The organism is Oceaniglobus ichthyenteri (assembly GCF_003057885.1).
GTDB lineage: Bacteria > Pseudomonadota > Alphaproteobacteria > Rhodobacterales > Rhodobacteraceae > Oceaniglobus > Oceaniglobus ichthyenteri.
In genome coordinates, this window is the sequence record NZ_QAGK01000001.1 from 167,000 (window position 1) to 185,910 (window position 18,911).

Annotated in this window: 14 protein-coding genes; 3 read left to right on the forward strand and 11 right to left on the reverse strand. The window is 55.8% G+C overall.

All coding sequences use genetic code 11. The annotated features are described in order from the left end of the window. Positions 1–50: 50 nt before the first annotated feature. From C8265_RS00770 to C8265_RS00820, 10 genes are all read right to left on the reverse strand, one after another. Positions 51–2,087 (reverse strand): ATP-binding protein, encoded by a 2,037-nt coding sequence (locus tag C8265_RS00770; RefSeq protein ID WP_420818839.1) that lies wholly within the window; start codon positions 2,085–2,087, stop codon positions 51–53. 213 nt (positions 2,088–2,300) lie between these two features. Continuing rightward, positions 2,301–3,467 carry an RsmB/NOP family class I SAM-dependent RNA methyltransferase gene (locus C8265_RS00775; protein ID WP_108482068.1) on the reverse strand — a complete coding sequence of 389 codons (1,167 nt, stop codon included), beginning with the start codon at positions 3,465–3,467 and terminating at the stop codon, positions 2,301–2,303. Between the two features lie 45 nt (positions 3,468–3,512). Further along, a complete protein-coding gene (guaB, locus tag C8265_RS00780; protein ID WP_108482069.1) occupies positions 3,513–4,961 on the reverse strand; it encodes an IMP dehydrogenase in 1,449 nt (482 codons plus the stop codon). A gap of 147 nt (positions 4,962–5,108) precedes the next feature. Beyond that, on the reverse strand, positions 5,109–5,885 hold the full coding sequence (locus C8265_RS00785) for an HpcH/HpaI aldolase family protein (RefSeq protein ID WP_108482070.1): 777 nt from the start codon (positions 5,883–5,885) through the stop codon (positions 5,109–5,111). Positions 5,886–6,012: 127 nt separating this feature from the next. Beyond that, positions 6,013–6,870 carry a GNAT family N-acetyltransferase gene (locus tag C8265_RS00790; RefSeq protein WP_108482071.1) on the reverse strand — a complete coding sequence of 286 codons (858 nt, stop codon included), beginning with the start codon at positions 6,868–6,870 and terminating at the stop codon, positions 6,013–6,015. 96 nt (positions 6,871–6,966) lie between these two features. Beyond that, positions 6,967–8,109 carry an ABC transporter ATP-binding protein gene (locus C8265_RS00795; RefSeq protein WP_108482072.1) on the reverse strand — a complete coding sequence of 381 codons (1,143 nt, stop codon included), beginning with the start codon at positions 8,107–8,109 and terminating at the stop codon, positions 6,967–6,969. A 12-nt stretch (positions 8,110–8,121) separates the two neighbouring features. Further along, positions 8,122–9,798, reverse strand: coding sequence for an alpha-amylase family glycosyl hydrolase (locus C8265_RS00800; RefSeq protein WP_108482073.1), 1,677 nt, complete (start codon positions 9,796–9,798; stop codon positions 8,122–8,124). 9 nt (positions 9,799–9,807) lie between these two features. Continuing rightward, positions 9,808–10,968, reverse strand: a complete 1,161-nt coding sequence (locus C8265_RS00805; RefSeq protein ID WP_108482074.1) for a carbohydrate ABC transporter permease — start codon at positions 10,966–10,968, stop codon at positions 9,808–9,810. Further along, on the reverse strand, positions 10,968–11,954 hold the full coding sequence (locus C8265_RS00810; RefSeq protein WP_108482485.1) for a carbohydrate ABC transporter permease: 987 nt from the start codon (positions 11,952–11,954) through the stop codon (positions 10,968–10,970). Before C8265_RS00810 ends, C8265_RS00805 begins: the two co-directional genes overlap by 1 nt. Positions 11,955–12,306: 352 nt before the next feature. After that, positions 12,307–13,653, reverse strand: coding sequence for an ABC transporter substrate-binding protein (locus C8265_RS00820; RefSeq protein ID WP_108482075.1), 1,347 nt, complete (start codon positions 13,651–13,653; stop codon positions 12,307–12,309). Positions 13,654–13,909: 256 nt separating this feature from the next. On the opposite strand from C8265_RS00820, the gene C8265_RS00825 reads away from it, so the two are divergent. From C8265_RS00825 to C8265_RS00835, 3 genes are read left to right on the forward strand one after another with little or no spacing between them, the layout of a single operon-like run. After that, the gene (locus C8265_RS00825; protein ID WP_108482076.1) at positions 13,910–14,959 is read left to right on the forward strand and encodes a LacI family DNA-binding transcriptional regulator; all 1,050 of its coding nucleotides are present in this window, start codon (positions 13,910–13,912) and stop codon (positions 14,957–14,959) included. 3 nt (positions 14,960–14,962) lie between these two features. Then, entirely contained in the window at positions 14,963–16,285 is a 1,323-nt protein-coding gene (locus tag C8265_RS00830; protein ID WP_108482077.1) for a GH1 family beta-glucosidase, read from the forward strand. Between the two features lie 13 nt (positions 16,286–16,298). Continuing rightward, positions 16,299–17,273, forward strand: a complete 975-nt coding sequence (locus C8265_RS00835) for a glucokinase (RefSeq protein WP_108482078.1) — start codon at positions 16,299–16,301, stop codon at positions 17,271–17,273. Positions 17,274–17,280: 7 nt separating this feature from the next. Here C8265_RS00835 and C8265_RS00840 read toward each other — a convergent pair whose 3' ends face one another. Then, positions 17,281–18,900: an FMN-binding glutamate synthase family protein gene (locus tag C8265_RS00840; RefSeq protein ID WP_108482079.1), complete on the reverse strand. Its 1,620-nt coding sequence runs from the start codon at positions 18,898–18,900 to the stop codon at positions 17,281–17,283. Positions 18,901–18,911 lie beyond the last annotated feature (11 nt).

The window sequence follows — 18,911 nt, forward strand, 5'->3', positions numbered from 1 at the left end:
AGATGATTAAAATTTGGTTACTGGATCCCAAAACTGACCAACAACAGGGCTTAATCAAGCTGATTTTGAACTGTTGTGGTAAGTTGTGTCAGTGAAAATGGTTTTGGCAGGAAAACCGAGTTGGGAATCAGCGCTTGGGTTTCTGACAAGTTTTCTTCTGAATAGCCCGATACAAAGACCACTTTTGTCTCCGGGCGGGCGATCAACGCTTGTTTGACCCAGGTTGGCCCATCCATGCCGGGCATGATCACATCGGTTACAAATATATCCACCGCAAGTGCCGGATCCGATAACAATTCAATGGCATCTTCGCCGTTCTCGGCTTCGATCACGGAATAACCGCGTAACCTGAGGGCGCGTGACGCGAATGCCCTTACCGGCGCTTCGTCTTCGACCAACAACACCACGCCATCAGCAGTTTGCGGAACCTCTGGGTTGCTTTTGGTGTTTACATGCGCGACGGCATGTTTTTCGGCGTGAAGTGCGGGAAAGTACAGTGTAAAACATGACCCCTTGCCCGGCTCACTATCTGCAAAGATGAACCCGCCGGTCTGTTTCACAATCCCGTACGCCGTAGACAGACCAAGCCCGGTGCCTTCGCCTGTTTTCTTGGTGGTAAAGAATGGTTCGAATATCTTTGGTAATTTATCCGGCGTTATCCCGATGCCCTGATCGCGAACTTTTACGGTAACGTAATCACCGGCCGGAACACTAACACGATCACGCTCCATTGGTTGGGCAAGATGTTCAACTTGTGTTTCGATGCTGATTCTCCCACCCGATGGCATCGCGTCACGGGCGTTGACCACCAGGTTCATGATAACCTGTTCCAATTGCCTTTTATCCGCCCGGATGGGCCGCAAAGACGGATCATGGGAAAAAGTCAGATTGACCCTCTCACCAACAAGACGGTTCAGCAGGTGCGTGAGATCCGCCAATGTGAGGCGGAGATCCAGGAATTCGGGCCGCAAATTCTGTTTACGTGAAAAGGCCAGCAATTGCCCCACCAAACTGGCCGCGCGGTTGGCGTTCTGGTTGATTTGTTCGAGGTCGGCGAAGTCTGGATCCATCTCATCACGTCTGAGCAACAACAAATCGCAATGTCCACTTATCGCCGTCAGCAGATTGTTGAAATCATGCGCAACGCCGCCGGCAAGCTGCCCGATCGCCTGCATCTTCTGGCTCTGAACAAATTGGGCTTCAAGTGTTTTCAGCTCGGTCGCATCATGCAGGATCGCCACCAATTTCATGTCCTTCCCGACGCCGATCTGACCTAATGTCACCTGAAGATACAAATCAATCTTGCCTGGCGTCATGCGCACCACTTCGGGCCGATTCAACCCCCGCCCATCGAACCCGTCAGCCAACCAATCGCGGATCGGTCGGCCCAGCCCTTCGACGACTGCTGCAAGGGGCTGATGCAGAATGTCTGCGTCTTCAAGCAATTGCCTGGCGCGTCGATTGATCTGTACCACCGTACCATCGGGCGCGATCTGCAAGATCGGTACAGGCATATCTTCGAGATAAAGATCGGCATCGCCTTCGGCTTTTGCGCTTTGTGTATGCTGAGGCTGTGCAACGTTGCTGGTCGGTGCGGGCTTGGGGGGTTCTTTGGATTGCACGGCGCGGTTTGTGGTTACGGTATCGGATTTCATCCGCCAAATAAGCCCGTTTTGACCCATTTGGACAACAGTGAGTGTTGGTGAGTGTGACAAATGTGCCATGCAGTTTTCGGCGCGTCCTGTTTCAAGTGCTTGACGGCGCAACCTCTGAAATACCTCAAAAGGGGCTGCCACGAACAGGCCTAAAATTGCGGACGCATTGTCTCCGGCTTGCACTTCGAACGCCGCTTTGGATGCATCGTTTTGCGCCTCAACCACACCTGCGGCGTCGGTTAAAATCAAAGGGTCCGTGTCAAAATGGGCCATATCGCAAAAGGCGATCATACGGTGTCGGCGCTTTGTGTCCTGTCGGATCGAAAGGCCCAGAATCAAGATGCACAAAACCATCAAGGTGAGCGCCATAAACCAAGCGATACTGCGCATAATCTGGTCAGACAGCAAAAAACCCAGCGCAAAGAACCCCATTGCAAGGATCGCCAACACCGGCACCCGCGCGGCAAGCGGGCCTGCCGTTTTGCCCAATTGAGGGACCGGAATTGTAAAGTCTGACACTCTATCACCTGCTCGCGTTCGCTTTATACCTGCAGGTTTGGAGTGCATTGGTTAAATGTCCCTTAACGTTACCTTGGTTTCTCATCTCACACCTTACGAGAACCCGGTTTAGTTGTGTATAAGGGGCTACAATCTCTTTAAAATTGCAACGTAAAAACCATCCCCACCCGCAAGCGGTGAGACAGATCTTTGCTCAAGAATCTTCCATTCGAGGTTATTCTGGCAGAATTTTTGCACCTGAACTTCGTTCTCAGACGTCAGAACTGAACAGGTCATATAGGCCAAGATGCCGCCGGAATCGACCAAAGGTACGACATCGTGCAAGATCTGCGCCTGTGTGGCGATCAAAGAGTTCAACTTTTCCGCATTCAGCGCCCATTTTCCCTGTGGCGATCGGCGCCAAGCGCCGCTTCCCGAACACGGGGCATCCACGACAACCACATCGAAAGGTCCCGATTTTGGCAATTCTGAAGGCGTTAAAATGGTTACATCAACACCAGCCCGCGCCGCGCGTTTGGGCAAATCGCCGATCCGCGCCGGATCGGCGTCATGGGCATAAAACGTTGCATCAGGGCAACGCGCCGCAAGGGCAAGGGTTTTTCCACCGCCACCGGCACAATAATCCAGCACGCGTTGGTTCTGTTTCAGCGGAACGCGCGCGGTAATCGCCTGACTCGCGGCATCCTGAACTTCGACCCAACCGTCAAGAAATGCCTTGTTCGCCTGCACCCGGCGCGGGTTTTTCACAACCACAAGCGCGGTGTCGGCCAAGGCGGATGGTTCGGTGACAATACCATCTTCGGCCAACGCCTGCTGAGCCTCATCCATGGTGGATTTGGCGGTATTGACCCTTAGAAACATTGGCGCGCGCGATTGAAACAGCGTCAGCACCTGTTCAAATTCATCACCCAAAGACTGTTTCAATTGCGGCAAAAGCCATTCTGGATAATCCAGTGTCGCCGATACCTGAACTGGGTCTGGGGATGCTGTTTCATCCTCGTCCAACGGCGCCGGGGCGTGGCCGACGCCCGTGAAAACAGTGGTGCAGGCAATGCCTTGGCGCCGCATCAAGCCAATCATCAATTGACGGCCCGTCGCTCCGCCGCCCAACGCGCTGCATGTCCCATATTGTCGTAACACGTCAAACACATGATCGCGAATGGCCGCACGGTCACTTGAACCGGCAAACCGGTTTTGCCGCGCCCAATGGGTCAACACCTGCTCTGCTGCAGCGCCCTCATTGATACGATCAAGAATTTCTATCGCGGCAGCGACGCGGGCACCGGGGGTCATAGCTTCATGTCAAACATTAGCTTTATATCGTAAAGCATTGTCATATCATCCGATTCTGTAATTGGGGCTCTCCCGCGTTATCTGAACGTCATGCACATGGCTTTCACGCAGTCCGGCACCGGTAATGCGAACAAATTCACAATTTTTGCGCATCTCCGCAATAGTCGCACAGCCCGTATACCCCATCGCCGCGCGCAAGCCGCCGACCATCTGATACACAACGTTCCCGGCCGACCCTTGATAGGCCACCTGCCCCTCAATCCCTTCGGGAACCAGTTTGTCGTTCGCGGCGTCCTTCTGGAAATAACGATCGGCGCTGCCTTGGGCCATGGCGCCCAAACTTCCCATGCCGCGGTAGGATTTGAATGAACGCCCCTGATACAAGATCACCTCGCCGGGGCTTTCATCGGTGCCTGCAATCATGCTGCCGACCATGGCACAGGATGCGCCCGCCGCGATTGCCTTGGCAAAATCACCAGAAAATTTGATCCCGCCATCGGCGATGATGGGGACATCACCGGCCTCGCGGGCGCAATCCATGATCGCGGTCAATTGTGGCACGCCGACGCCTGCCACCATACGCGTGGTGCAGATGCTGCCGGGGCCAATGCCCACCTTGACCGCATCAACGCCCGCATCAATCAGGGCACGGGTGCCGCTGGCGGTGGCGACATTGCCGGCAATGATCTGCACATCAGAGAGATTTGCCCTCGCACGCTCGACCGCGCGCGCCACACCTTCGGAATGGCCATGCGCCGTGTCGATGACAATGATATCAACACCCGCATCGACAAGCGCCTGTGATCTTTCAAACCCAGCGTCGCCCACTGTTGTGGCCGCGGCCACCCGCAACCGACCCAGATGATCCTTGCAGGCCTGGGGATTCAAAACCGCCTGCTCACTGTCACGCAGGGTCAACAGACCGGTCAGTTTGCCATGGCCATCGGTGACCAGCAGCTTTTCAATCCGCCGGGCCTTCATCAGGCTGCGCGCCTCGTCCAGATCGGCGGGTTCGGTCAGAATGGCCAGGTTATCGGTGGTCATCATCACCCGCACGGGCGTGTTGTCATCGCTGGCAAACCGCATGTCGCGATTGGTGACAATGCCCAGTACGCGGCCTTTTTCATCGATCACCGGAAAACCTGTGACGCGATACCGCTCTTGCAGGGCTTTCGCATCGGCTAGGGTCTGATCGGGGGTCAGGGTGATCGGGCTGTAGACCACACCGCTTTCAAACCGTTTGACGCGCCGCACTTCTTTTTGCTGCTCATCAATGGTCAAATTGCGATGCACCACCCCAATGCCGCCCGCCTGAGCCATTGCAATCGCCATGCGCGCCTCGGTCACCGTGTCCATCGCCGAACTCAGCAGCGGGATGTTCATGGCAATTGATCGCGTGACCATCGTACGGGTGTCGGCCGTGCTGGGCAGAACACTGGATGCACCTGGAACCAGCAACACATCATCAAAAGTAAGCGCCTCGCGAATCTCCATGGGGATGCCTTTCGGTGGAGTTTTCGTTTGACGCGTCCCTTTCGCACGGGCAGCAAGGAAAGAAAAGGGCACAACCGAATTTACCCGATCATGGACCGGCATTTTTGCCGGAAATCCACACTGATCCAACCGCTCTTGCTCAGCACTTTATCGTGATAAATCCTTGGCGGTTTTGGCCAAACTCCGCACCGCATGGGCATAGCACGCAATATCGCCACCGACGCCCAGAAAGTTGAACCCCATTTCAGCATATTCAACCATTTTGACCTTATCAAAGGTCACGATGCCTGCCGCTTTTCCAGCCGCGCGAATTTTTACAGCTGCGTTTTCAATCTCTGCAACCACATCAGGGTGGGCCATATTGCCCAAATGCCCCATATCGGCGGCCAGATCGCCGGGGCCGACAAACACACAATCCACCCCCGGCACCGCGGCGATTTCTTCTATGTTTTCGATGGCTTGTCTTGTTTCCACCTGAACCATCAGACATATCTCATCGCCTGCTGTCGCAAGATAGTCGGTGAACTCGCCGAAACCGGTGGCGCGCGATTGTACGGCACCCACCCCGCGTATGCCTTCGGGCGGATAGCGCACCGCGCGCACCATTTCGGCGGCCTCCTGGGCGGTGTTGATCATTGGCACCAGAATCGATTGAATGCCGATATCCAACATCTGTTTCATGATCCGCACATCGGCAACCGGAACCCGGGCCACGATTGATGCCGTGCCCCCCGACATCGCCTGACATTGCGCCAGAATCAATGGCACATCATTGGGCCCGTGTTCGCCATCAATCAGGCACCAATCAAATCCGGCACGCGCGGCAATTTCGGCGGCCGTGGGGTGGGCAAACGCCATCCACAGCCCGGTTTGAAGCCGTCCTTCGGACAGCGCATGTTTCAGGCGGTTCTTTGGGGCGGGCATCGGAAACTCCTGTATCAAAGCACCGTCATCCGATCACGCCACAGATCATTTGCCAACTGCCATCTGTCCACATCGACACCTTGTTCAGATGAACAAGCAAGTTACTCATCGGCATCATAAAACCGCGTCACACGATTACACCCTCCTGTTGCATGAACCGTTTTCGCGGCATTACCCGCAAACGCGGCGGCGGAATTTGGCGCAGTTTCGCGCCGGTACCCATCTTGAACTGGTTCAATCCCGGCGTGTCCGGTGACACAAGGCCAAGATCCAGAGTTGCGATTCCGGCGGCGCGCAATTTCTGGACAGCGTTCCACATCAACAGGTTATGGGCAGAGTGCCGCCGCCCTTCTTCTCCGCTCCAGCCGATCAGATATGTGGCCGATGTCCCGTGAACCAGAAATGACATCGCGGCGGCGTTTCGCCCGGCACTTACCGTGAATAATCCATCCGCCCTGTACCGCGCCCAGCCATCAATCCATCGTGGCGGCATGTTACGATAGCGCGCCCGCTTTTGTTGCGCCTTTTCGGCCCGAAGCAGCCAATTCGGCACCCCGCCCATCTGCGATACAATCAATCCTGATCTCTGCGCAGCGTTCAACCGATTACGCCATTTCCCATGCAGCCGCGCGCGCAGGTCCGGCACGCTGAGGTCAAGCTGGGCATGGTGGCGCACCTGGCCCAGAGTGATGCCCAGCGGGGCAGGCCCAATCCAGATCAACGGCCCCTCATCGCGCAGCGCATCGGCGGCGTGCGCACTGCCCGGCGTGGGCAGCCCGTGCCACGCCACGCGCAGGGGTCCGATCCGCCGCAGGATACATTGAACGTGTGAGTGCGTACCATCCTCGGCAATCACCTGCGCCCGGCGCACTGTCGCCCCCAGTCGCGCCATTACGGCGCCATATGCCCATTGCTGTTGCAACGGCGCCGGGCCGACGGCCGTTTCCCATTCACTGCGGCGCAGTTCGTCCCAAATCACGTCCATGACGCAGTCTGGCACGGTCACAGTTAATCGTATGTTACCAGAATTGAAAAACCGGTGCGCCCGGGTCGAAAAAAATGATCCCCGTCCTTGCGCACCTCAATGCACAGAAACGTTCAGATTTTTCGTTGTGGCGGTTTTGGCCAGACCACCCGACCGATAAAGCAGCGATTCGCCGTCTAAAAACACATGCACCTTGTCCGGTTTCGCGCCAAGACGCACGGTGTTGCCCCGCAATTCGGAATGGATGCCGGGCAGTTTGCCAACCACCGGGTCGGCGCCGCCGACCCGTTCGAAATACAACAGTGTGACCTCGCCCAACGCTTCGGTGATGCCGACCTTGCCTTCGAATACATAATCGCCATCGGTTTCCACCAAATCCTCGGGGCGCACACCAACGTTCACCTTGGCCCCCATGTCGGCCTCGGTCGAAGGATAGGCCGACACTGTTGTTCCCCCGGCCTCCATCGCGATGGTGGTTTGCGCGCCGGTGCCAATGATTTTACCCGGCAACAGGTTCATCGAGGGCGAGCCGATGAATTGCGCCACAAATTCATTTTCGGGCTTTTCATACAGGGTCAACGGTGATCCGACCTGGGCAATGCCGCCACCTGCCAGCACCACGATGCGACTGGCCAATGTCATTGCCTCAACCTGATCATGGGTCACATAGATCATGGTGGAATTGGGCATCGCCTCTTTCAACTGGGCAATTTCAATCCGTGTGGCCACGCGCAACGCGGCGTCGAGGTTTGAAAGGGGTTCGTCAAACAAATACACCTTGGGGTCGCGCACGATGCTGCGGCCAATCGCAACACGCTGACGTTGCCCGCCCGAAAGCGCCTTTGGCAGTCGGTCAAGATACGGCTCAAGCTGCAAGATCTTGCTGGCCTTGGCGATGGCCTCTTCAATCTCTTGCGGGGATTTTTTGGCAATTTTCAGGGCAAACGCCATGTTATCGCGCACCGTCATATGGGGATAAAGCGCGTAAGATTGAAACACCATCGCGATGCCACGCTGTGCTGGGGGCACGTCATTCACCACCTCACCGTCGATCTGCAATTCCCCGGCGGTAATTTTCTCTAACCCGGCAATCATCCGCAGCAGCGTAGATTTGCCACAGCCCGACGGGCCGACAAATACGATCAATTCGCCACGCTTGATATCAAGATTGATGTTTTTCAAAACATCGACAGTCCCGCCATAGGTTTTGGCAACGTTGGTCAGCAATAGGTCAGCCATGTCTCTTTCCCCTTATCCTGTCTTGCTTGTCGCATCGCTGACGGCGAAATAGGCCTGCCATGGCGGCAATATGATTTCGATATCCGAGGCAACCGTTTGAAAAGGCGCGGCTTTGTCCTGTTGCCAATTGCCATCGGGTGGGCTGAACGGTTGGGCCTTGTTGGTCAGGTTAAAGGCGCAAAGCACCTGATTGCCGCCCTCGTCGCGGATCATCACCAACAGATCATCGGTCGCCGTGACGATGCGCAAATCACCCTTGATCAGTGGCGTGTGGGTTTTGCGAAATGCGATGAAGGCGCGGTAAAATTCCAACGTTGAATCGTCGGCCTGGTCTTGAACCGATTGCGCCCTCTCCAAATGTTCGACCGCCACGGGCAGCCAGGGTTTGGCATCGGAAAACCCGCCATTGTGATTGTCGCGCACCCAAGGAAACGGCGTGCGGCATCCATCGCGGCCTTTGAATTTTGGCCAGAATCGTTTGCCATAGGGGTCTTGCAGATCCTCAAACGCGACATAAGCCTCTGTCAGGCCCAATTCTTCGCCCTGATACAGGCAAATCGTGCCTTTCATGCTGAGCAATACCGCGGCGTAAAGGCGGCGCGCGCCTTCGCTCAGGTTCCAACGGCTGGCGTGGCGTTCCACATCGTGGTTGGAAAACGCCCAACAGGCCCAGCCTTCGGTCACGATCCGATCAAACCGCTCCAACACCTCTTTGATGCGGGTGCCACTGGGATAAATCGGCGACAGGAAATCGAAATCATACGCCATGTGCAACAGATCGTCGCCCGCCGTATAGGCCGCCTGGGTTTCCATGCCCCGCTGGCTTTCGCCCACCTCGCCAACCGATGTGATTGCCGGATATTCCTCCATCACCGCGCGCAGGCGGCGCAGAAATTCCAGGTTTTCGGGCTGGGTTTTGTCGTACAGGTGATCCTGAAAATTATAGGGGTTCACCGCAGGCGCGGTATTGGCGTTGCGCTGCTCCGGCGCCAGGGGCGGATTGTCACGCAGTTGCGCATCGTGGACATAAAAATTCACCGTATCCAGGCGAAATCCATCCACGCCCCGATCCAGCCAGTATCGCGCCACATCCAGTAATTCATCCTGCACCGCGGGACAGTGAAAATTCAAATCTGGTTGTTCGGTCAAGAAGTTATGCAGGTAATACTGCATCCGCTCACCATCCCATTCCCAAGCCGAGCCGCCAAAGATTGACAGCCAATTGTTGGGCGGCGTGCCATCGGGTTTTGGATCGGCCCAAACGTACCAATCATGTTTGGCATTGTCACGGCTTGACCGGCTTTCCTTGAACCACGGATGATCGGCGCTGGTGTGTGACAGCACCAGATCAATCAACACTTTCAGCCCCAGATCATGCGCCCGGCTGATCAGCGCGTCAAAATCGCCCAAGGTGCCGAACATCGGATCGACATCGCGGTAATCAGACACGTCATAGCCGAAATCCAACATCGGCGAGCGGAAGAAGGGCGAAATCCAGATCGCATCGACGCCCAAGGCCGCGACATGGGGCAATCGGTGGATGATCCCCGCCAGATCGCCAACACCATCGCCATTGCTATCCTGAAAGCTGCGCGGATAGATCTGATAGATCACCGCACCACGCCACCAGTCCCGATCAACCGCTGCCACCTTGGGGGCTGGCGCGGAATTTGTTTCAACAAAGCTCATAGTTTACCTTTACTTGACAGAGCCGGCCAAAAGACCGCGCACCAGATATTTCTGCATGGCAAAGAACACCACCAAAGGCACCGAAATCGACACGAACGCCGCCGTTGCCAGAATTTCCCAATTGCCGCCGCGCGTGCCCAAGAGTTCGACGATCTGCTTGGTCATCACAGTGGTTTCCCCGGTGCTGTCGATCAAAAACACAAGGGCGACCAACAGATCGTTCCATGTCCAGAGGAATTGAAAAATCGCAAAGGACGCAAGCGCGGGAAAAGACAGCGGCAGGATGATTTTTACGAAAATCTGAAAATCCGACGCACCGTCCACCTTGGCGTTTTCGATGATATCGCGGGGCAATCCGACCATGTAATTTCGGAGCAAATAGATCGCGAGCGGCAGGCCAAAGCCGGTATGGGCCATCCAGGCGCCCAGATACCCCTTTCCGATGCCGATTTCGTTGTGAAATTTCAACAGCGGAATCAGCGCCAATTGCAGCGGCACAACCAATAGCCCGACAACCGCGGCAATCAACAGCGCGCGCCCCGGAAAATCCATCCACGCCAGCGCATAGGCCGCAAAGGCCGCCACCAGGATCGGGATGATCGTAGCCGGAATCGTGACGGTCAACGTATTGAAAAACGCCTTGGCCATGCCTTCGCGGTTGGTGGGATCAAGCAGCATGTTTTCATAGTTTTCGGTGGTAAATTCCGCCGGGGTTGTCGCGGTGACAAACACACGCTCTCCCCTGCGGCCCTGAAATTCGGTGTCGTTCTCTAACCGGTAATCGCCGTTTTCCAACACGGTCAGGCGGCCATCATCACCCATATCTGCAGTGTCACCTGCGGTATAATCGGCAATGGCGCGCGATGAGGTGCCCCAAACCGAAATCTTTGCATCGGGCTTTGGGGTGCCATCTTCGACGAACAGATTGCCTTCAATCACATACAATGCACCCTCTTGGGTTTGTTCGGACGGCGCACCGGTGCGCAGCACCAGATTTTGTTCGGATGGAAACGCCGCCTTCCACCAGCCGGAGGTTGAAATCTGATCCGCCGTGCGAAACGAACTGACCAACAATCCAACGGTGGGAAACAGCCACAAAAACACCAAGACTGCGACAGATATATGCACCGCCCAGGTCAGCGAAGATTTGGTTCCAGCGATGTTATCCATTACCGCATCTCCTTACGGGCGTTATACACGTTCCAGATCAGGATCGGCGAAACCAACAGCATGATCACCATGGCGCTGGCGCTGCCCACGCCCCAATCATTGGCGCGAAACAGCTTATCGTACATGTAATTGGCCAAAACCTGAGTTTCCCACTGGCCGTTGGTCATGGCAAACACGATGTCGAACACTTTCAGAACAACGATGGTGATCGTTGTCCAAACCACCACGATGGTTGAGGCGATCTGTGGGATCTTGATTTTGAAAAACACCTGAAACGGCCCTGCCCCATCGACAATCGCCGCCTCAACGGTTTCTTCGGGAATACCGCGCAGCGCCGCCGATAAAATTACCATGGCAAACCCGGTTTGAATCCAGATCAGAACCACCATCAACAAGATCGAGTTCCAGAACGGAATGGTCAGCCATTGAATTGGCTCAGCCCCGCCCAGGGACAGATAAATCGCATTCATGATGCCGATCTGTTCCTGATCAATCGGGCGCGTGTCATACACCAGCTTCCAGATTACCGCAGCACCGACAAACGAAATCGCCATCGGCATAAAAATCAGCGACTTGGCAATCGCGCCCCACCCGATCTTGTCCGTCAGTTGCGCGGCCAACAGGCCAAACATGGTGGAAAACGCCGGCACAATCAGCAGCCAAAGGAAATTGTTTTGCAACGCTTCCCAAAATTTCGGCTCGCTCGCCATCTGGCGGTAATTGTCCAGACCGACAAACGCGCCGCCTGCGGCACGGTCGGTCAGGGATAGGCGCAATGTTTCAACAACCGGATAAGCCAGGTAAAGCCCCAAAGCCAAAAGCGCGGGCATCAGAAAAAGCCAAGGGCGGATCATATTGGCGCGATTGATGTTATGGCCTGCGTCGCCACCGATATTCCTGAGTAATACATAAAAGAAAAAAGCAAACACGACCGAAATAGTAAAGGACAGTATGACCCTATAGATGAATGCCCCACCAACCAGCATTTCTACCGAAATTTTGTTATAGACAATGGCAGAAAATACCTCAGGCATCATCGGGACAGCCAAAAAAACCAACAACATAAAAAATAAAACTAGACCAAAGCCCAAAGCTTGTCGTATTCGAAAACTATTCCTTTCTTCTCGTCCCATTTTAGTTGCTGGAAACAGCACCTTGTCCAAAAACTGATTGGAGAAATAATAATAGGCGATGCACCCGCCCACACCGATCACGATGGTCAAAAGACCCGCTATTGCTGGATGCATCTTTCCCCCTAAATGGCTGTTCTTGCAGACATTTGCGCCTGTGCTCAGATGAAAACGGCCCCCGCATGAACGGGGGCCGATGCGGTTCACATTACTTCAGGGCATCCCAGCTGTTCTGAATTTCATTGGCCACCTGTTCGGCGTCCTTGCCCCCGGCATAATCAACCATCCCGGTCCAGAATGAACCGGCGCCAACGCCGCCCGGCATCAAATCCGATGCGTCAAAGCGAAACGTCGTGGCATCCAGCAAAACATCGTTCAGCGCCTTTTGTGTGGGATCGGCAAACATATCGGTGTTTGCACCGGTATGCGGTGTCAGGAACCCCGACTGCGCCATCCACAATTCATGGGCCAAGGGCGTTTGCAGAAAGTCGATCAAAGCATGCGCTGCGGGGCTGTCTTTGGTGATCGCCCACAGGGTGCCGGCCCCCAGAACCGGCTTGCCCAGATCCTTGCTTTCATAGGCGGGCATATAGAAGAAATCGGCATCTTCGCCCACCATCGTGCCTTCGGGGAAAAACGCCGGAATAAAGCTGGCCTGGTGGTGCATGTAACACTGGGGTGGCGAGCTGAACAATCCTTTGGGGCTGTCGCGGAAATCGGTGCTCGCGACGGCACCGGCCCCTCCGGCCACAAAATCATCGTTGCGGGCGAAATATCCGAATTCTTCGATCGCGCCAATCACCGCAGGGTCATTGAATTTGATCTCGTTCGATACCCACTGATCGTAGACTGCGGGCTCTTGTGTGCGCAGCATCATGTCTTCGACCCAATCGGTCGCGGGCCAACCGGTTGCGCCGCCGCTGCCCAGCCCGATGCACCATGGCGTTTCGCCATCGGCAACGATCTGTTCGGTCAGCGCCTTTAGATCCTCCATGGATTCGGGCACTTCGTAACCGGCATCTTCAAAATTCTCGGGGCTGTACCAAACCAGAGATTTTACATCGACCTTATAGAAAAAGCCGAATAGATCGTCCTTGCCATCGGCCCCGGCATAGGTGCCCAGATCAACCCAGGATTGACCTGCGGCATAGTTTTCCTTGACCCAGGCGCCTGTGTCCTCACCCAAGGGTGTCAGAAAACCGCGCGCTGCCATTCCGCTGGCCAATCCGGGCTGTGGAAATACGGCGACGTTTGGCGCTGATCCGGCTTCGGCATCAACGACGATCTGCTGTTCGAAACTGTCCGATCCGGTATAGCGCACGTCAGCGCCGGTTGCATCGGCGAAATAGGAGAGCACGTTTTCAACAAAGGTTTGGTCTGGCCCCAGCCAGGGGCCGAACACGGTCAACTGTTCCCCCGACAAATCCATCGCTTCGATTTCTGACAAACTGTCCCAGCTGAAATCACCCTCGCCTTTGGCGAATGGCATCTCGGCCTGTGCCATGCCAGCGGTCAGCGCAACTGTCGCCGCCCCCGCAAGAAGCATCTTGTTCATGGAAAATTCCCTCCCGAATTTTGCGCTGTTTGCGCGTTCCAATACTATCTGCGCCGGATTCGTACCAAAGCGCTTTGAACTATTTTACGCTTGCCGATCATGTGGCCGCTGTCAATTCACTATACGATTTTTGGCAATAAATCCAACAGGTACTCCCATCTCTTATGCTGCAGTGCGGCAAGGGTCGGCTTTGACGCGCCGACAAACACTGGCTAGTGTCAGGAATGAATTGATAGCGCTTTGAATAAACAAAACAATGAATCTCCGCCAACTCTCTGCCCTGCTGGGCCTGTCGCAAACCACGGTCAGCCGGGCCCTGAACGGATACCCCGAGGTGAGCGAGGCGACGCGGCAACGGGTCGCACAGGCCGCGCGCGCCCATAATTACAGCCCCAACACACGCGCCAAAAGCCTGGCCACCGGGCGATCCATGGCCATTGCCCATGTGATTCCCCTTTCGTCGCACCATGAAATGGTGAACCCGGTGTTCGCGGATTTCATTGCAGGGGCCGGCGAAGTTTACGCCAAAAATGGCTATGACATGATTTTGTCGATGACCGGGGACCGCGACGAATCCAAGGTGTATCGCGATATCCGGGCCAAAAATACCGTCGATGGCCTGATCATTCATGCGCCCCGGCTGCATGATTCACGGCTGAAACTGCTTGAGGATCTGGGCCTGCCTTTTGTCGTTCACGGGCGGTTTGGCAACCAGACGGAAGGATATCACTGGCTGGATATGAACAACCGCCGGGCGTTTGCCCGCGCCACGGGGTTTCTGGCCGAACTTGGACATCGCCGGATTGCTCTTTTGAACGGGCTTGAAGATATGGATTTTGCCGATCGTCGGCGCGATGGATATCTGACCGGACTTGCCAATCACGGCCTGTCACGCGATCCCTTTCTTATGGCTGCGCAGGAAATGACCGAATATCACGGATTTAGCGTGACCAAGACCTGGCTTGCCGCGCCCAGTCCGCCCACGGCCATTTTGCTGTCATCGATGATCCTGACCATGGGCGCGCGGCGCGCGGTTCACGAGGCGGGCCTGACGTTGGGGCGCGACATTTCAATCATCAGCCATGACGATGATCTGTCCTATTTCCGCAATGGCGATCCGGTGCCGGAGTTCACATCGCTCAGATCACCGGTGCGCGATCACGGGCGGCGCGCGGCGCAAATGCTGTTGCGCGCAATTGCCACGCCTGACATGCCGCCCCAAAATCAACTGCTTGAGGCCGAATTACACGTAGGTCTGTCGACCGGCCCCGCCCCACTGCCGTTTCGCCGTGTGAATAAAGGATAGAAAATGCAATTCAAACGTTCCGATTTTCCCAAAGATTTCCTGTTCGGCGCCGCCACGTCCTCTTATCAGATCGAAGGTCATGCCATGGGGGGGGCGGGCCAAACACACTGGGATACCTTTGCCGCAACGCCCGGAAATGTGGTGGGGGCCGAAAATGGCGACCGGGCCTGCGACCATTACAACCGGATGGACGAAGATCTGGATCTGTTGAAGAATGGCAATTTCGATGTTTATCGGTTTTCCACCAGTTGGGCGCGCGTGATCCCCGAGGGGCGCGGCACCGTCAATCAAGAGGGGTTGGATTTTTACGACCGCTTGGTTGACGGGTTATTGGAACGGGGCCTGAAACCCGCCGCCACCCTGTATCATTGGGAATTGCCGGTGCAATTGGCCGATCTGGGCGGCTGGCGCAATCGCGACATTGCCAGTTGGTTTGGCGATTTCACCGAAGTGATCATGTCGCGCATCGGTGATCGTGTCTGGAGCGCCGCGCCGATCAACGAGCCGTGGTGTGTTGGCTGGTTGTCGCATTTTCTGGGCCATCATGCGCCGGGGCTGCGCGACATCCGCGCAACCGCCCACGCCATGCATCACGTATTGCTGGCCCACGGAAAAGCCATCGAAACGATGCGCGGTCTGGGCATGAATAACCTCGGCGCGGTGTGCAATTTCGAATATGCCACGCCCGTCGATGCCAGCCCCGAAGCGGCCAAGGCAGCCACGCTTTATGATGGATATTACAACCGGTTTTTCCTGTCGGGGATGTTCAACAAATCCTATCCTACCGATGTGATGGAGGGGCTGGGCCCGCATATGCCAAAAGGCTGGCAGGATGATTTCGACGCCATCGCGCAACCCGTTGATTGGTTGGGCATCAATTATTACACCCGCAAAATCATTGCCCCCAATTCCGGGCCCTGGCCCCATCATCACGAGGTGCAAGGCCACCTGCCCAAAACCCAGGTCGGATGGGAGATTTTTCCCGAGGGGCTGTATTCGTTTATCAAACGCGCCCACGAAGGGTATGCGCGCAACATTCCGATCTATGTAACTGAAAACGGGCTGGCCAATGATGACAAACTGGTTAACGGCAAGGTCAACGATCAGGGTCGGATTGATTATCTGAACGCGCATCTGGCCAAAGTCAAACAGGCCTGCGATGAAGGCTTGCCGGTAAAGGGCTATTTCACCTGGTCATTGATGGACAATTACGAGTGGTCCTTGGGGTATGAACCGCGCTTTGGTCTTGTGCACGTTGATTTCGACAGCTTGCAGCGCACACCAAAAGCATCCTATCACGCCCTGACTGCCGCTTTGGCACGTTAATCACAGGTTGCACATGACAACGTATTCCGCTGATACCCTGACCCTTGTTGCCGATATCGGTGGCACCAACACCCGTGTCGCCTTGGCCAAGGGCGCGCAAATCCTGCCCGAAACGGTGCAGCGGTTTCGAAATGCCACCTATGATGGGTTGGGTGCTGTGCTGCGTGAATATCTGACCGCACAAGGCAATCTGGATTGTGGGGGGGCCTGTGTTGCCGTAGCCGGCCCAGTGCACGATGGGCGCGCCACCCTGACAAACCTGGACTGGACGATTGACCGCGATACATTGATCAACGCGACAAAAGCCGAAAAAGTATCCATTCTCAACGACTTGCAAGCCCAAGGTCATGCGCTGGGTCATCTTGATGAGGCGAACCTATGCTGTATTCTCAAGGGGCAGCCAGCGGGCGAACATGCTGCGAAACTGGTCATCGGGGTGGGCACCGGGTTTAACGCCGCCCCGGTGTATAACACTGAAACCGGCCGTTACGTGCCCCCCGCCGAGGCGGGCCATACCAACCTGCCCATCTGCAGTGATGCAGACCTGCGCCTGTCGCGGTTTGTAAAGGCCGAACACGGCTTTGCCGCTGTCGAAGACGTTTTATCAGGACGCGGCATCACCCATATTTACAGCTGGTTGTCGTGCGAAGCGGGCGCGCGCCGCGATCTGACCTCAACCGAAATCATGGATGCATTGGCACGGCGCAGCGATCCGATTGCGGTGGAAACCGGTCGGGTGTTCACCCGGATGTTGGGCACCGTCGCGGGCAATCTGGCCCTGAACACGTTGCCCTTTGGCGGTGTTTATCTGGTGGGCGGCGTATCGCAGGCGATCACACCCTATCTGGAAGAATTCGGATTTGGCGCGGCGTTCCATGACAAGGGCCGTTTTGGCCCTTTCATGGAACAGTTCGCTGTCTCAGTGGTCGAAGATGATTACGCCGCGCTTACCGGATGTGCCGGCCATCTTCATTCTGTCGCTTTGTGACGGGCCTTTAGACATACGCCCCTTGCGGTGCAAAACTGGCTGAATCGGCGCGGTTCCACCGCTCAAGATACCCTTTGCCGCAATCTTCGCCGCGCAAAAGGAATCCTTCGGGAAGGTACGGGAAAACCTGTTGGCCGGTCACGGTTTCGCCACTGGCGTCGCGCTGCAAAAAGTGGTGCGGTAAAAATTTGCGAGGGTCGGAAAGCCCGGCCGCACCGGACATCTCGGCCAGTGCTTCCATCGTATTGCGGTGAAACATTTCAACGCGCTTGGCCTTGTCACTTACCACCAGTGCGCGCTGGCGCAGCGGGTCTTGGGTGGCCACGCCGACGGGGCAATGGTTGGTGTTGCACGCCTGTGCCTGAATGCACCCGATGGAAAACATGAAGCCCCGCGCCGAATTGGCCCAATCCGCGCCCAACGCAAAAGCCCGCGCAATATCAAACGCATGGATCAATTTGCCCGACGCCCCAATGCGGATCTCATCGCGCAACCCGGCGCCGCGCAACGTGTTGTGAACAAAGGTCAGACCCTCGGTCAGGGGCATTCCGATATGATTGCAAAACTCCAGCGGCGCGGCACCGGTGCCGCCCTCTTTGCCATCCACGACGATAAAATCGGGCCGTATTCCCGTTTCGATCATCGCTTTTACCAGACACATGAATTCACGGCGGTGCCCCACACACAATTTGAAACCCACAGGTTTGCCACCAGACAAATCGCGCAATTGCTGGATGAAATGGCATAATTCCAACGGGGTGGAAAACGCCGAATGCCCGGCCGGCGAAATACAATCTTCGCCCACTTTCACACCGCGCGCTTCGGCAATTTCTTCGGTCACCTTGCTGCCGGGCAGAATACCGCCATGGCCGGGTTTTGCACCCTGTGACAATTTGATTTCGATCATCTTTACCTGATCGAGCGCCGCGTTTTCCGCAAACATTTCAGGGTTGAACGACCCGTCACTGTGGCGACAGCCAAAATAACCCGATCCGATTTCCCATATCAGATCGCCACCACCTTTTTTGTGATAACGTGAAATGCCGCCTTCGCCCGTATCATGGGCAAAACCGCCCGCCTTGGCGCCGTGATTCAGCGCCGAAATTGCATTGGCAGACAGGGAACCAAACGACATCGCCGAGATGTTGTAAAGCGATGCATCATAGGGCTGCTGACACTTTGGCCCGCCAATGCGTACCCGGATATTGGGGTCATCAATATGGCACGGGTTCACCGAATGGGTCAGCCATTGATACCCCTGATCGTACACTTTCTGTTTGGTGCCAAAGGGGCGCGCCGCCACCTGGTTTTTGGCGCGTTGATACACAATACTGCGTTCTTCGCGCGAAAAAGGCTCTTCTTCGTTGTCGCCTTCGATCAGATATTGGCGAATTTCCGGGCGGATTTGTTCAAAGAAATAACGGATTCGCCCCAAAACCGGATAGTTCCGCAATACCGCATGCTGGGTCTGAAACAGATCCCATATGCCCATCAACGTCGCGATGCCAAACACCACCACACCAATCCACCCCCATGGCGTGATCGAGAGCCAGAAAAATGAAAGCAAAAGCAGCAAAATCGCCACGGCAAAGGTGGTAAAGCGGATCAGTTCTTTCAGTCGGTGCATATCGGGGCCTT

Coding starts and splice junctions, on each gene's coding strand:
- C8265_RS00795 (WP_108482072.1), bottom strand. CDS start 8,109: ATGGCTGACCTATTGCTGACCAACGTTGCCAAAACCTATGGCGGGACT.
- C8265_RS00800 (WP_108482073.1), bottom strand. CDS start 9,798: ATGAGCTTTGTTGAAACAAATTCCGCGCCAGCCCCCAAGGTGGCAGCG.
- C8265_RS00820 (WP_108482075.1), bottom strand. CDS start 13,653: ATGAACAAGATGCTTCTTGCGGGGGCGGCGACAGTTGCGCTGACCGCT.
- C8265_RS00770 (WP_420818839.1), bottom strand. CDS start 2,087: ATGGGGTTCTTTGCGCTGGGTTTTTTGCTGTCTGACCAGATTATGCGC.
- C8265_RS00805 (WP_108482074.1), bottom strand. CDS start 10,968: ATGGATAACATCGCTGGAACCAAATCTTCGCTGACCTGGGCGGTGCAT.
- C8265_RS00785 (WP_108482070.1), bottom strand. CDS start 5,885: ATGCCCGCCCCAAAGAACCGCCTGAAACATGCGCTGTCCGAAGGACGG.
- C8265_RS00810 (WP_108482485.1), bottom strand. CDS start 11,954: ATGCTGGTTGGTGGGGCATTCATCTATAGGGTCATACTGTCCTTTACT.
- C8265_RS00790 (WP_108482071.1), bottom strand. CDS start 6,870: ATGGACGTGATTTGGGACGAACTGCGCCGCAGTGAATGGGAAACGGCC.
- C8265_RS00830 (WP_108482077.1), top strand. CDS start 14,963: ATGCAATTCAAACGTTCCGATTTTCCCAAAGATTTCCTGTTCGGCGCC.
- C8265_RS00835 (WP_108482078.1), top strand. CDS start 16,299: ATGACAACGTATTCCGCTGATACCCTGACCCTTGTTGCCGATATCGGT.
- guaB (WP_108482069.1), bottom strand. CDS start 4,961: ATGGAGATTCGCGAGGCGCTTACTTTTGATGATGTGTTGCTGGTTCCA.
- C8265_RS00825 (WP_108482076.1), top strand. CDS start 13,910: ATGAATCTCCGCCAACTCTCTGCCCTGCTGGGCCTGTCGCAAACCACG.
- C8265_RS00775 (WP_108482068.1), bottom strand. CDS start 3,467: ATGACCCCCGGTGCCCGCGTCGCTGCCGCGATAGAAATTCTTGATCGT.
- C8265_RS00840 (WP_108482079.1), bottom strand. CDS start 18,900: ATGCACCGACTGAAAGAACTGATCCGCTTTACCACCTTTGCCGTGGCG.